Raw genomic sequence first — 12,248 nt, 5'->3', positions numbered from 1 at the left:
AAAATCCATGGCGAGAATATTTTGTGTGGCAAACCAGAAGGGCGGCGTTGGCAAGACCACGACCGCCGTCAATCTCGCCGCTGGCCTGGCCAAGCTCGGCCAGCGCGTGCTGCTGGTCGACCTCGACCCGCAAGGCAATGCGACCATGGGGGCCGGCATCAACAAGGCTGAACTGGACGGGTCGATCTATGAAGTGCTGGTCGGCCTGGCAACCGTCAGCGCCTGCCGCAAGCTTTCGGAAACCGGCCGCTTCGACGTGCTGCCGGCGAACCGCGAACTGGCCGGCGCCGAAGTGGAACTGGTCGAACTGGACAACCGGGAAAAGCGGCTGAAGACGGCGCTGGCCGAAGTCGACGCGGAATACGATTTCATGCTGATCGACTGCCCGCCGGCATTGTCGATGCTGACCCTGAACGGCCTGTGCGCGGCGCATGGCGTGATCATCCCGATGCAGTGCGAATACTATGCGCTGGAAGGCTTGTCGGACCTCGTCAACACGATCAAGAAAGTGCATGCGAAGCTCAATCCCGACCTGCGCATCATCGGCCTGCTGCGGGTGATGTTCGACCCGCGCATGACCCTGTCGCAGCAGGTGTCGGCGCAGCTCGAGCAGCACTTCGGCGACAAGGTGTTCAAGACCATCATCCCGCGCAATGTGCGGCTGGCCGAAGCGCCGTCCTATGGCATGCCCGGCGTCAGCTTCGACCCGTCGTCCAAGGGCGCGCAGGCCTATGTCGCCTTCGGCGCCGAAATGGTCGAGCGGATCAGGAGCTGGTGAGCCGATGACGACTGCAACCACGAAGATTACCGACGGAGCAAAACCTCAGATGGCTACCAGAAAAACCAAGGGCCTGGGACGCGGCCTCGATGCGCTGCTGGGCGGCTCCTCCGAAAACGGCGAGGCCGAGGACACGGTCGCCGCGGCGCCGTCGTCGCTGGCCATCGCCAGGCTGCAGCCGGGCAAATACCAGCCGCGCACGCGGATGGATGAAGGTTCGCTCGCCGAACTGGCTGACTCGATCAGGGTCCAGGGATTGCTGCAGCCCATCCTGGTGCGGCCGCTTGCCGACCATCCGAACCGATACGAGATCATTGCCGGCGAACGCCGCTACCGGGCCGCGCAGCTGGCCGGGCTGGCCGAGGTGCCGGTGCTGGTGAAGGCGGTCGACGACCATGCCGCCGCCGCGATGGCGCTGATCGAGAACATCCAGCGCGAGGACCTGAACCCGCTGGAAGAAGCGCAGGGCATACAGCGGCTGATCTCGGACTTCGACTTCACCCATGAACAGGCTGCCAGCGCCGTCGGCCGCTCCCGCAGCGCGGTGTCCAACCTGCTGCGGCTGCTGAACCTGGCGCAGCCGGTGCAGACCATGCTGATGGCGGGCGACATCGACATGGGCCATGCAAGGGCGCTGCTGTCGGTCGACCCCGCGACCCAGATCTCGCTGGCCAACATGATCATCGCCCGCCGACTGTCGGTGCGCGAAGCCGAGAAGCTGGTGGCGGCCGCGCTGGCCGAGGCCGACGAGCCCAAGCCCGCGCCCAGGGAAAAGCCGCGGGACATCGTGCGCCTGGAAGAGGAGCTGTCGGATGCGCTCGCGACCCAGGTCGCGATCAAGGTCAGCGCTCGCAACAAGGGAAAACTGGTGATCGATTTCGCCAGCCTGGATGCACTCGACGGTGTGATCGCACGGCTGCGCCGCTAATCGGCCGATAAATTCACAAACTACGTTGTTGTGTAAAGGTCACGTAAAACTACGGTGCACGTTTACATGCGTGACGATGTGTGCTGCATAAGCGATGTTCCCGTGCTTTTAGCGTTTGTTATGCGCGATTTCAGTGCAAGTAAACGTTTGACGCAATGGAACGAATCCTCTTATAATCCCGTGGCTTTGGAAACAGCGCACTAACAAAACGTTTTTGCATTTCATAACGAATAACACGGCCCGTACCGGGAACTCGAAAGAGGCCAACGGGTTGCATGAGTCTGGACTTGTATGCTTCGCCTTGTCCTCTTGCAACTATTGACCACGGTCCTGGCTGGCGTTGTAGCCGGCATGCTGGGCGGTGTCCATGCGCTGGTTTCGGCGCTTCTGGGCGGCCTGTGTTGTGTCGTGCCCAATGGCTTGCTTGCGCTGCGCTTGTACTCCAATGCGCGCAGGTCCAAAGCTGTCAATCCGATGTCGTTTTTTATCGGTGAATTTATCAAGATTGCACTAACCGTCGCGCTCCTTGGCGCGGTGGCGTGGCTGTACCGCGATTTGAACTGGCTGGCGCTTATCGCCGCTTTCATCGTGGCGCTGAAAAGTTACATCATCTTATTATTTAGGCACTGACATGGCGACTGAAACTGCTGCTGGGGCGGCTGCGGGGCACGCTCCGACTGCTTCCGAATACATCGTCCACCATCTTGGACATTTCTCCACGAGTCACCAGGAAAAGATCGTCGACTTTTCCATCATCAACATGGACACGCTGTTCTGGTCCGTCGCGATGGGCATCGTCGGCTGCCTGGTCATGTACACGGCGGCGCGCCGCGCCACGGCCGGCGTTCCCGGCCGCATGCAGGCATTCGTCGAGATGATCGTCGAAATGGTCGATGACCAGGCAAAGTCCATCGTGCATGGCGACCGCAGCTTCATCGCGCCGCTGGCGCTGACCGTCTTCATCTGGGTCGCGCTGATGAATTCCCTCGACTTCCTGCCGGTCGACCTGTTCTCCAGCCTGTTTGGGCTGCTGGGCATCGAGCATGTTTTCCCGTATCACCGCGTCGTGCCGACCGCCGACCTGAACGGCACCATGGGCATCGCCCTGGGCGTACTGGTGCTGATGCTGTACTACAACGTCAAGATCAAGGGCCTCGGCGGCTTCGTCCACGAACTGTTCGCCGCGCCGTTCGGCATCTGGCTGGCGCCGTTCAACCTGCTGCTCAATATCATCGAATTCGCCGCAAAGACCGTGTCCCTCGCGATGCGACTGTTCGGCAACATGTACGCCGGCGAGCTTCTGTTTTTGCTGATCGCTCTGCTTGGTTCGACTGCAACCGTGTTCGGTTTCGTTGGGCATGTAATTGCCGGTTCGATGTGGGCCATCTTCCACATTCTGATCGTGCTGTTGCAGGCGTTCATCTTCATGATGCTGACGCTGGTGTATCTGGGCCAGGCGCATGAGGGTCACTGATCCAGGTCCATGGCATCGGTAAATCTTTCTGTTTTATTTTTTAATTTTTAACTTTTAACTTTACTTAAAGGAATTGTCATGACTGACATCGCTTTCGTTGCACTGGCTTGCGGCTTGATCATTGGACTGGGCGCGATCGGCGCTTGTATCGGTATCGCAATCATGGGCGGCAAGTACCTGGAAGCTTCGGCACGCCAGCCTGAACTGATGAATACCCTGCAAACCAAGATGTTCCTGCTGGCCGGCCTGATCGACGCTGCATTCCTGATCGGTGTTGGTATCGCCATGCTGTTCGCCTTCGCAAACCCGTTCGTACGTGGTTAATCCGGTTCACCGGACCTGATTCTCATGCTGGAATAGAATTCCAGCACTTGCCATTCTGAGAAGGAAACTACCATGAACCTGAATGCAACCTTGTTTGCTCAGTTCGTGGTCTTCTTCATCCTGGCTGTCTTCACGATGAAATTCGTGTGGCCGCCGCTGATGAACGCGCTCGACGAGCGCGCCAAGAAGATCGCGGACGGTCTGGCTGCTGCCGAGCGCGGCAAGCTGGAAATGGCTGCCGCTGAAAAACGCGTGCAGGCAGAACTGGCTTCCGCGCATGACGCCGGACAAAAACGCATAGGCGACGCCGAGAAGCGCGCCCAGGCGATCATCGAAGAAGCAAAGCGCACCGCTTCGGAAGAAGCGGCGCGCATCGTCGCCGCCGCCCACGCGGATGCACAGCAGCAGGTCAGCCAGGCACGCGACGCACTGCGCGCCCAGGTGGCAACGCTGGCGGTCCAGGGCGCGGAACAGATCCTGAAGCGGGAAATCAACCCCGCGATCCATGCCGATCTGCTGAACCAACTCAAGACCGAGCTGTAACCATGGCCGAACTCGCAACGATTGCCCGCCCCTACGCTGAAGCGCTGTTCCGGGTTGCCCAGAACGGCAACCTCGCGTCCTGGTCGGAAATCCTGTCGGCCATGTCTTCGATTGCCGCCAATCCGGACATCATGGACATGGCGCGTAATCCGAAGGTGTCGGACGAGCAGGTCATTTCCGTCTTTCTGTCGGCGGTGAACTCGCCGGCCAATGCCGAACTCAAAAACTTCGTCAGCATGCTGGTGGAGAACGGACGGCTGTCGCTGCTGCCGGAGATCGCCTCGCAGTTCCACGCGCTGCGCAATGCGCAGGAAGGCGCTGCGGATGCGGAAATCGTGAGCGCGTTCGAGATGACGCCGGCACAGGTCGTCGACCTGGTCGCAACGCTGGAAAAACGCTTCGGCCGCAACCTGAACCCGTCGGTGACTGTGGACAACTCGCTGATCGGCGGCGTGCGCGTCGTGGTCGGCGATGAAGTGCTCGACACGTCGGTGCGCGCGAAACTGCAGCGGATGCAGACTGCACTGACCACCTGACATCGGCCGTTCCCGGCAAGCACAGAGACATATCATTTAGGAGTTCTAACATGCAACTCAACCCGTCTGAAATCAGCGAACTGATCAAGAGCCGGATCCAGGGGCTCGGCGACAACGCTGAGATTCGCAATCAGGGTACGGTCATTTCCGTGTCCGACGGCATCTGCCGCATCCACGGTCTGTCCGACGTGATGCAGGGCGAGATGCTGGAATTCCCGGGCAATACCTTCGGCCTGGCGCTGAACCTCGAGCGCGACTCGGTCGGCTCGGTGATCCTGGGCAGCTACGAGCACATCTCCGAAGGCGACACGGTCAAGTGCACCGGCCGCATCCTGGAAGTGCCGATCGGCCCCGAACTCAAAGGCCGCGTGGTCAACGCGCTGGGCCAGCCGATCGACGGCAAGGGTCCTGTCAACACCACGCTGACCGCACCGATCGAAAAGATCGCACCGGGCGTGATCGCCCGCCAATCCGTTTCCCAGCCGATGCAGACCGGCCTGAAGTCGATCGACGCGATGGTGCCCATCGGGCGCGGCCAGCGCGAACTGATCATCGGCGACCGCCAGACCGGCAAGTCCGCTGTCGCGATCGACGCGATCATCAACCAGAAGGGCCAGGGCATGACGTGTATCTACGTCGCCATCGGCCAGAAGGCATCGACGATCAAGAACATCGTGCGCGCGCTGGAAACCCACGGCGCCATGGAATACACCATCGTCGTCGCCGCGTCGGCTTCCGAGTCGGCCGCGATGCAATACGTGTCGGCCTACTCCGGCTGCGCAATGGGCGAATACTTCCGCGACCGCGGCGAAGACGCGCTGATCGTGTACGACGACCTGTCCAAGCAGGCTGTCGCCTACCGCCAGGTGTCGCTGCTGCTGCGCCGTCCGCCAGGCCGCGAAGCCTACCCCGGCGACGTGTTCTACCTGCACAGCCGCCTGCTCGAGCGCGCAGCCCGCGTGAATCCCGACTATGTCGAGAAATTCACCAACGGCGCGGTCACCGGCAAGACTGGTTCGCTGACGGCACTGCCTATCATTGAAACCCAGGCAGGCGACGTTTCCGCCTTCGTTCCGACCAACGTGATCTCGATCACCGACGGCCAGATCTTCCTGGAAACCTCGCTGTTCAACGCCGGTATCCGTCCCGCGATCAACGCCGGTATCTCGGTGTCGCGCGTCGGTGGCGCAGCGCAGACCAAGGTCATCAAGAACCTGTCCGGCGGTATCCGTACCGACCTCGCGCAGTACCGTGAACTGGCCGCATTTGCGCAGTTCGCATCCGACCTCGACGAATCGACCCGCAAGCAGCTCGAGCGCGGCGCACGCGTGACTGAACTGCTGAAGCAGCCGCAGTACTCGCCGCTGCCGATCTCGCTGATGGCCGTGTCGCTGTTCGCGGTCAACAAGGGCTACTTCGACGATATCGAAGTCAAGAATGTACTCCCGTTCGAATCTGGCCTTCATAACTTCATGAAGACCAGCCATGCAGCACTGCTGCAGAAGATTGAAGACACCAAGCAGCTCGACAAGGACGGCGAAACAGCCCTTGCCGCCGCCATCGGTGACTACAAGAAATCTGTATCGTTCTGACTTGAACGCGGCTAGAAGGAGCAAGGACTCATGGCTGTAGGCAAAGAGATACGTGGCAAGATCAAGAGCGTAGAAAATACGAAGAAGATCACGAAGGCGATGGAAATGGTCGCCGCTTCCAAGATGCGCAAGGCGCAGGAGCGGATGCGGTCGGCTCGTCCCTATAGTGACAAGATTCGGAATATCGCCTCCAATCTTGCCGAGGCCAACCCGGAGTACACCCATCCGTTCCTGGTCAAGCAGGATGCCTCGAAGACGGTCGGCATCATCGTGGTGACGACCGACAAGGGCCTGTGCGGCGGCCTCAACACCAATGCGCTGCGGGTGCTGACGACCAAGCTGCGCGAGCTCGAAGGCCAGGGCAAGAAGATCGAAGCCGTTGCCATCGGCAACAAGGGCTTCGGCTTCCTGAACCGGATCGGCGCCCGGGTGGTGTCGCATGCGATCCAGATCGGCGACACGCCGCACCTGGACAAGCTGATCGGCCCGGTCAAGGTGCTGCTGGACGCGTACCAGGAAGGCCGTCTCGATGCGGTCTACATCGTCTACACCAAGTTCATCAACACGATGAAGCAGGAGCCGATGCTGGAGCAGCTGCTGCCGCTGTCGTCCGAGCGCATGACCGCCGACAAGAAGACCGGCCCGGACTGGGACTACATCTACGAACCGGATGCCCAGAGCGTGATCGACGAACTGCTGGTGCGCTACGTTGAAGCGCTGATCTACCAGGCAGTCGCCGAGAACCTGGCGTCCGAGCAGTCGGCCCGCATGGTGGCGATGAAGGCGGCGTCGGACAATGCCGGCAATGTCATCGGTGAACTGCGCCTGGTCTACAACAAGACCCGGCAGGCCGCGATTACCAAGGAACTCTCCGAGATCGTTGCCGGTGCGGCAGCGGTTTAAACACGCAAACGCGTGAAACAGAATTTAAATCATTACTATTGAAGGAACGAAAATGGCTGATGGCAAAATCGTTCAGTGTATCGGCGCTGTGGTGGACGTTGAGTTTCCGCGCAACGCGATGCCAAGGATATTCGATGCCTTGAAGATGGAAGGTTCGGAACTGACCCTGGAAGTCCAGCAGCAGCTGGGCGACGGCGTGGTGCGTACCATTGCGCTGGGCACATCCGACGGCCTGCGCCGCGGCATGGTGATCCAGAACACCGGCGCGGCGATCCAGGTGCCTATCGGCAAGGCGACGCTGGGCCGCATCATGGACGTGCTGGGCAACCCGATCGACGAATGCGGTCCGGTCAGCCACGAGTTCATGGCGTCCATCCACCGCGAAGCCCCGAAGTACGACGACCTGTCGCCTTCGCAGGACCTGCTGGAAACCGGCATCAAGGTGATTGACCTGGTCTGCCCGTTTGCAAAAGGCGGTAAGGTCGGCCTGTTCGGCGGCGCCGGCGTCGGCAAGACCGTCAACATGATGGAACTGATCAACAACATCGCCAAGGCGCACTCGGGTCTGTCCGTGTTCGCCGGCGTGGGCGAGCGTACCCGCGAGGGCAACGACTTCTACCACGAGATGGCCGATGCCAAGGTTGTCGACCTCGAAAACCCGGAAAACTCCAAGGTTGCGATGGTTTACGGCCAGATGAACGAGCCGCCGGGCAACCGCCTGCGCGTGGCGCTGACCGGCCTGACCATTGCGGAAGGTTTCCGCGACGAAGGCCGCGACGTGCTGTTCTTCGTCGACAACATCTACCGTTACACGCTGGCCGGTACCGAAGTGTCGGCACTGCTGGGCCGCATGCCTTCCGCGGTGGGTTACCAGCCGACGCTGGCCGAAGAGATGGGCCGCCTGCAGGAGCGCATCACCTCGACCAAGACCGGTTCGATCACCTCGATCCAGGCCGTCTACGTCCCTGCGGACGATTTGACCGACCCGTCGCCTGCAACCACCTTCGCCCACCTCGACTCGACCGTCGTTCTGTCGCGTGACATCGCCTCGCTGGGTATCTACCCTGCGGTCGACCCGCTCGACTCGACCTCGCGCCAGCTGGACCCGCTCGTGGTCGGCCAGGAGCACTACGACACCGCGCGCGCCGTGCAGAACACGCTGCAGCGCTACAAGGAACTGCGCGACATCATCGCGATTCTGGGCATGGACGAACTGGCGCCGGAAGACAAGCTGCTGGTCGCGCGCGCCCGTAAGATGCAGCGTTTCCTGTCGCAGCCGTTCCACGTCGCTGAAGTGTTCACCGGCTCGCCGGGCAAGTACGTGCCGCTGAAGGAAACCATCCGCGGCTTCAAGATGATTGCGTCGGGCGAACTGGACCACCTGCCGGAGCAGGCGTTCTACATGGTCGGCACCATCGACGAAGCAATCGAAAAAGCGAAGAAGATGCAGTAATCGGCAATGCGGACAGGCCGGCTCTGCCGGCTGGTCCGCTTGTCGCTTGACCCCTGCACCATGATGGTTCCAGCTTGAGAAGGTTTTGATATGGCAAATACAATACACGTCGACGTCGTTTCCGCCGAAGAGCTGATCTTCTCCGGCGAAGCGGAATTCGTCGCGTTGCCGGGTGAAGCGGGCGAGCTGGGCATTTATCCCAAACACACCCCGCTGATCACCCGCATCCGCCCGGGCGCCGTGCGCATCAAGGTGGCTGGCCAGGCGGAAGACGAGTTTGTCTTCGTCGCCGGCGGCATCCTGGAAGTGCAGCCGAACGCGGTGACCGTGCTGGCCGACACCGCGATCCGCGGCCACGACCTGGACGAGGCGAAAGCAGCCGAAGCCAAGCGTCTGGCCGAGGAAACCCTGGTCAACCAGGAATCGAAGATCGACTACGCGACCGCGCAGTCGGAGCTGGCAGTGGCAATTGCACAGCTGGCCGCGATCCAGCGGCTGCGGCAGAAGCGGTAAGACAGCAACACAGGTAATCAGCAAGGGCAGCTTCGGCTGCCTTTTTTCATGGACGCGTCATTTCGCAAGTTATACCAATCCCAATCCATAACGTGCCGGATGAAATCGATGGATTTTTTCGTCTGGCAAGGCGCAGGAGGAGTGAATAGCAGGCTATTCACGACGAGTGCAACGCGGCCAGGCGGAAAAAGACGCGATTTCATGGCGCGTTTATGGGTTGGGATTGGTATTAGATATGGTTGCGCCGCGCCCTGGAACATGGCCAAGACGGCAGGTACCCAGCAGGCCCTGAACCTGACGATGGAGCCTTCACCATGGACCGTACTTCCTCTTCGACCCAAAACACGACGCCGTTCAGCTACGAATCCCTGCCAAATGAAGTTCATCAAATGATTCTGAGCCAGATACCGTAGGTGAACGGGCCAGCCGGTCGGCCGACCTTGCATAGCGTCTCATGCGTCAACCAGCAACTCCATGGGATTGCAATGCCCTTCTTGATGGAATGCTACGTTTCGATGATGGAAGTCGGGTTTCCTGCATACTCGTCAGAAAAGAAAGTGAATGGCCTAATTCAACTAAAAAACTGGCTGGCGGTACACGCAGAGCAAATGCCATCGAATGCTTACATGGATGCATTCGAGCGAACCCAAAAGTTGACAGACCGGTTGAATCCGGCCGAACTCGAGTCGTTTCTGTCCAGGAGCGAGCATCCCTTTCTGACGAGTTGCAATACGCGTTCGTCCGTGAACGGCATGATCGCCATGCAGATGTCGTTCATTTCCTGCCAAAGCACATCAGACAAACTGACTGCGATGTACAACGACTTTTCCTTCCAAATTGAGAAGCTCTACAAAACCTCATAGCCTCTTGCCATTCCAGGCTGCTGCCGGTTGCCCGCATTACCGCGGTGGCAAGTCGCTCCAACCGCTCTGAACGGGCCAGCCATCAGGTCGCCAGCTACCTGCAGCAGCATGGCCGCCGCATCATCCCGATCAATCCGACCTATGCTGGCCAGTCCATCGGCGACGCCCCATTCTTTAACGGAACAGCAACACGTCCATCGGCACTTACCGGGCCCCAAATCGTAATGGAGCCTGCCAAATGGACCGCACTTCTTCTTCCACACAAGGCGTTACCCCCTTCAGCTATGAAACCTTGCCGAATGAGATTCATGGTCTGATCCTGAATGAAATCCCGGACAGAAATGGTCCAGCCGGCAGGCCGACGCTACGCAGCGTGTCTTGCGTTAATCAGTTGCTTAACAGACTTGCCCGGCGCTTCCTGCTGGAACGTTATGTTTCAAAAGCTGAAAAGGAACTGACTAGATTGCTGCAGTTAAAGGGCTGGTGGAGATCCGAACATGGCGATCGGACACCGACAACGGCTTTGTTGGACGCATTTGGCCGAACCGGGAAGTCAATGGATGGGTTGACGGTGCAAGAGCTCGAAACATACGTTGCCCAGTCCGAGGCGCCATTGTCAACACACGACAATAAAGCGATTTTGGTCAATGAGATGATAGCCGCGCAGATGCTGATGGAGTCCGACTGCAACGCAATTAGCAATTTGGCGGCGCATTATCGTCAAATGCCTGTGAGCCTTGAAAAGCCGGTGCCCTCTGAATAACCGGCTTTCCGGTTTCATCGCATGCCAGGTGAAAGCTCGGCCCCGCCGCAGGTTTATTTTGCCATTGACGACGCTCATGCCGCCGGAAGATGAAGGAGGTGGCGATGTGCGCAAATCATGGCAAACAACAATCAAGCCTATCCCGGACAGCGCCTTACAATAATGGCAAGATCTCCTGTCTTCCATTGAAAGGCGCAACCCATGCCCAAGGCATTCGAATCGATACCGCAGATGCTGTCCGCCGCGCGCACGATTGCTGTCGTCGGCCTGTCCAGCCGCCCGGAGCGCGCCAGCCACCAGGTCGCCAGCTACCTGCAGCAGCATGGCCATCGCATCATCCCGATCAATCCGACCTATGCCGGGCAATCCATCCTCGGCGAACACTGCTATGCGACGCTGACGCAGGCGTCGAAAGAGCATGGCGTGGTCGACATCGTCGACTGCTTCCGCAAGCCGGAAGACATCCTGCCGGTTGCCGAAGAGGCGGTGGCCATAGGCGCCCGCTGCCTGTGGATGCAGCTCGGCATAGTCAACGAGGAAGCGGCCAGGCTCGCGCGGAAGGCGGGCATGATGGTCGTGATGGACCGCTGCCTGAAAGTCGAGCACCAGGCCTCGCACCCGCGCTGAATCCATCAACAACAACAGGAACATCATGAAAATCAGCGAGCAGTTTCGCCTGTCCAAAAAATTCAAGGTCAGGGACGAGGACGCGGGCGCCAAGCCGCTGTCTTCCGGCGACAAGGCGGTGGACAAGCGGGCGGTCGAGATACTGGCCGGCGAAATCGCCGCGCTGCAGGACATTTTCTATGCCGAACACCAGCGCAAGCTGCTGGTGATCCTGCAGGGCATGGACAGCTCGGGCAAGGACGGCACGATACGCGGCGTGTTCGACGCCACCGACCCGCTGGGGCTGCGCACGGTCGCCTTCAAGGCGCCCAGCACCGTGGAAAAGGAACATGACTTCCTGTGGCGCATCCACATGGCGGCGCCGGGGCAGGGCGAGATCGTGATCTTCAACCGCAGCCATTACGAGGATGTGCTGGTGCCGAAGGTGCATGGCTGGATCGACGACAAGGAATGCAAGCGGCGGTATGCCCACATCCGCGACTTCGAGCGGATGCTGTCGGAGACCGGCACCGTGGTCGTCAAGTTCTTCCTGCATCTGTCGAAGGATGAACAGAAACTGCGGCTGCAGGCGCGGCTGGACGACCCGCAGAAGCACTGGAAATTCGACCCGCAGGACCTGGAGGAACGCAAGCTGTGGAGCGAATACCAGAGCGCCTATACCGAGCTGCTGACCGAGACGGATACCGACCGGTCGCCGTGGTACGTGGTGCCGGCGGACTCGAAGACCCACCGCAACCTGGTCGTCGCATCCATCCTGAAGGAAGTGCTGGAAGGCATGAAGCTGTCCTATCCGACGCCGCATCCGGAATACGCGGCGCTCAAGGTGGAATAGGCTGCCTGGGAGGCAGCCGGGAACGGCAGCGCGGTGGCATCGATTCCCGCGAGGCTGGCGGCCCGCATGGCCGCGAGGCCGGGACGGCGTGGCAACATGCCGGCGACGTCCGCGCGAAT

General features: G+C 60.1%; 16 protein-coding genes. All 16 read left to right on the top strand.

Annotated elements, in window-relative coordinates; translation table 11 throughout:
• Positions 1 to 7 precede the first annotated feature (7 nt).
• The 16 genes from QOL82_RS14115 to QOL82_RS14040 all read left to right on the top strand — a co-directional run bounded on the left by QOL82_RS14115 (position 8) and on the right by QOL82_RS14040 (position 12,129).
• Complete coding sequence (locus QOL82_RS14115) at positions 8 to 778, top strand: ParA family protein (protein ID WP_283442923.1); 771 nt, start codon at positions 8 to 10, stop codon at positions 776 to 778.
• 49 nt (positions 779 to 827) lie between these two features.
• Entirely contained in the window at positions 828 to 1,706 is an 879-nt protein-coding gene (locus QOL82_RS14110) for a ParB/RepB/Spo0J family partition protein (protein ID WP_283442922.1), read from the top strand.
• Positions 1,707 to 1,997: 291 nt separating this feature from the next.
• The gene (locus QOL82_RS14105) at positions 1,998 to 2,336 is read left to right on the top strand and encodes an ATP synthase subunit I (protein ID WP_283442921.1); all 339 of its coding nucleotides are present in this window, start codon (positions 1,998 to 2,000) and stop codon (positions 2,334 to 2,336) included.
• A gap of 1 nt (position 2,337) precedes the next feature.
• Positions 2,338 to 3,180 carry a F0F1 ATP synthase subunit A gene (gene atpB / locus QOL82_RS14100; RefSeq protein ID WP_283442920.1) on the top strand — a complete coding sequence of 281 codons (843 nt, stop codon included), beginning with the start codon at positions 2,338 to 2,340 and terminating at the stop codon, positions 3,178 to 3,180.
• A gap of 78 nt (positions 3,181 to 3,258) precedes the next feature.
• Positions 3,259 to 3,504 (top strand): F0F1 ATP synthase subunit C, encoded by a 246-nt coding sequence (gene atpE, locus QOL82_RS14095; protein ID WP_283442919.1) that lies wholly within the window; start codon positions 3,259 to 3,261, stop codon positions 3,502 to 3,504.
• Positions 3,505 to 3,576: 72 nt separating this feature from the next.
• The gene (locus QOL82_RS14090; protein ID WP_283442918.1) at positions 3,577 to 4,047 is read left to right on the top strand and encodes a F0F1 ATP synthase subunit B; all 471 of its coding nucleotides are present in this window, start codon (positions 3,577 to 3,579) and stop codon (positions 4,045 to 4,047) included.
• Positions 4,048 to 4,049: 2 nt separating this feature from the next.
• Positions 4,050 to 4,583, top strand: a complete 534-nt coding sequence (locus QOL82_RS14085; RefSeq protein ID WP_283442917.1) for a F0F1 ATP synthase subunit delta — start codon at positions 4,050 to 4,052, stop codon at positions 4,581 to 4,583.
• 50 nt (positions 4,584 to 4,633) lie between these two features.
• Positions 4,634 to 6,175, top strand: coding sequence for a F0F1 ATP synthase subunit alpha (atpA, locus tag QOL82_RS14080; protein WP_283442916.1), 1,542 nt, complete (start codon positions 4,634 to 4,636; stop codon positions 6,173 to 6,175).
• 30 nt (positions 6,176 to 6,205) lie between these two features.
• Positions 6,206 to 7,078 carry a F0F1 ATP synthase subunit gamma gene (gene atpG, locus QOL82_RS14075; RefSeq protein WP_283442915.1) on the top strand — a complete coding sequence of 291 codons (873 nt, stop codon included), beginning with the start codon at positions 6,206 to 6,208 and terminating at the stop codon, positions 7,076 to 7,078.
• A 52-nt stretch (positions 7,079 to 7,130) separates the two neighbouring features.
• Positions 7,131 to 8,531: a F0F1 ATP synthase subunit beta gene (gene atpD / locus QOL82_RS14070; RefSeq protein WP_283442914.1), complete on the top strand. Its 1,401-nt coding sequence runs from the start codon at positions 7,131 to 7,133 to the stop codon at positions 8,529 to 8,531.
• Positions 8,532 to 8,621: 90 nt separating this feature from the next.
• Positions 8,622 to 9,044, top strand: coding sequence for a F0F1 ATP synthase subunit epsilon (locus QOL82_RS14065; RefSeq protein ID WP_283442913.1), 423 nt, complete (start codon positions 8,622 to 8,624; stop codon positions 9,042 to 9,044).
• Between the two features lie 485 nt (positions 9,045 to 9,529).
• Positions 9,530 to 9,907: a hypothetical protein gene (locus QOL82_RS14060; protein ID WP_283442912.1), complete on the top strand. Its 378-nt coding sequence runs from the start codon at positions 9,530 to 9,532 to the stop codon at positions 9,905 to 9,907.
• A 44-nt stretch (positions 9,908 to 9,951) separates the two neighbouring features.
• Complete coding sequence (locus tag QOL82_RS14055) at positions 9,952 to 10,224, top strand: CoA-binding protein (RefSeq protein WP_283442911.1); 273 nt, start codon at positions 9,952 to 9,954, stop codon at positions 10,222 to 10,224.
• On the top strand, positions 10,146 to 10,670 hold the full coding sequence (locus QOL82_RS14050) for a hypothetical protein (protein ID WP_283442910.1): 525 nt from the start codon (positions 10,146 to 10,148) through the stop codon (positions 10,668 to 10,670). The genes QOL82_RS14055 and QOL82_RS14050 overlap by 79 nt, the downstream gene beginning before the upstream one ends.
• 201 nt (positions 10,671 to 10,871) lie before the next feature.
• Positions 10,872 to 11,297 (top strand): CoA-binding protein, encoded by a 426-nt coding sequence (locus tag QOL82_RS14045; RefSeq protein WP_283442909.1) that lies wholly within the window; start codon positions 10,872 to 10,874, stop codon positions 11,295 to 11,297.
• 25 nt (positions 11,298 to 11,322) lie between these two features.
• Positions 11,323 to 12,129, top strand: a complete 807-nt coding sequence (locus QOL82_RS14040) for a PPK2 family polyphosphate kinase (protein ID WP_283442908.1) — start codon at positions 11,323 to 11,325, stop codon at positions 12,127 to 12,129.
• Positions 12,130 to 12,248 lie beyond the last annotated feature (119 nt).

This window comes from Noviherbaspirillum suwonense (genome assembly GCF_900182955.1).
Classification (GTDB): domain Bacteria; phylum Pseudomonadota; class Gammaproteobacteria; order Burkholderiales; family Burkholderiaceae_D; genus Noviherbaspirillum_A; species Noviherbaspirillum_A suwonense.
This window is presented reverse-complemented; position numbering and strand designations above follow the sequence as displayed.

Bases quoted from the DNA above. Each gene is read 5' to 3' on its own strand.
- QOL82_RS14115 (WP_283442923.1), top strand. From the start codon at position 8: ATGGCGAGAATATTTTGTGTGGCAAACCAGAAGGGCGGCGTTGGCAAG.
- QOL82_RS14110 (WP_283442922.1), top strand. From the start codon at position 828: ATGGCTACCAGAAAAACCAAGGGCCTGGGACGCGGCCTCGATGCGCTG.
- QOL82_RS14105 (WP_283442921.1), top strand. From the start codon at position 1,998: ATGCTTCGCCTTGTCCTCTTGCAACTATTGACCACGGTCCTGGCTGGC.
- atpB (WP_283442920.1), top strand. From the start codon at position 2,338: ATGGCGACTGAAACTGCTGCTGGGGCGGCTGCGGGGCACGCTCCGACT.
- atpE (WP_283442919.1), top strand. From the start codon at position 3,259: ATGACTGACATCGCTTTCGTTGCACTGGCTTGCGGCTTGATCATTGGA.
- QOL82_RS14090 (WP_283442918.1), top strand. From the start codon at position 3,577: ATGAACCTGAATGCAACCTTGTTTGCTCAGTTCGTGGTCTTCTTCATC.
- QOL82_RS14085 (WP_283442917.1), top strand. From the start codon at position 4,050: ATGGCCGAACTCGCAACGATTGCCCGCCCCTACGCTGAAGCGCTGTTC.
- atpA (WP_283442916.1), top strand. From the start codon at position 4,634: ATGCAACTCAACCCGTCTGAAATCAGCGAACTGATCAAGAGCCGGATC.
- atpG (WP_283442915.1), top strand. From the start codon at position 6,206: ATGGCTGTAGGCAAAGAGATACGTGGCAAGATCAAGAGCGTAGAAAAT.
- atpD (WP_283442914.1), top strand. From the start codon at position 7,131: ATGGCTGATGGCAAAATCGTTCAGTGTATCGGCGCTGTGGTGGACGTT.
- QOL82_RS14065 (WP_283442913.1), top strand. From the start codon at position 8,622: ATGGCAAATACAATACACGTCGACGTCGTTTCCGCCGAAGAGCTGATC.
- QOL82_RS14060 (WP_283442912.1), top strand. From the start codon at position 9,530: ATGCCCTTCTTGATGGAATGCTACGTTTCGATGATGGAAGTCGGGTTT.
- QOL82_RS14050 (WP_283442910.1), top strand. From the start codon at position 10,146: ATGGACCGCACTTCTTCTTCCACACAAGGCGTTACCCCCTTCAGCTAT.
- QOL82_RS14045 (WP_283442909.1), top strand. From the start codon at position 10,872: ATGCCCAAGGCATTCGAATCGATACCGCAGATGCTGTCCGCCGCGCGC.
- QOL82_RS14040 (WP_283442908.1), top strand. From the start codon at position 11,323: ATGAAAATCAGCGAGCAGTTTCGCCTGTCCAAAAAATTCAAGGTCAGG.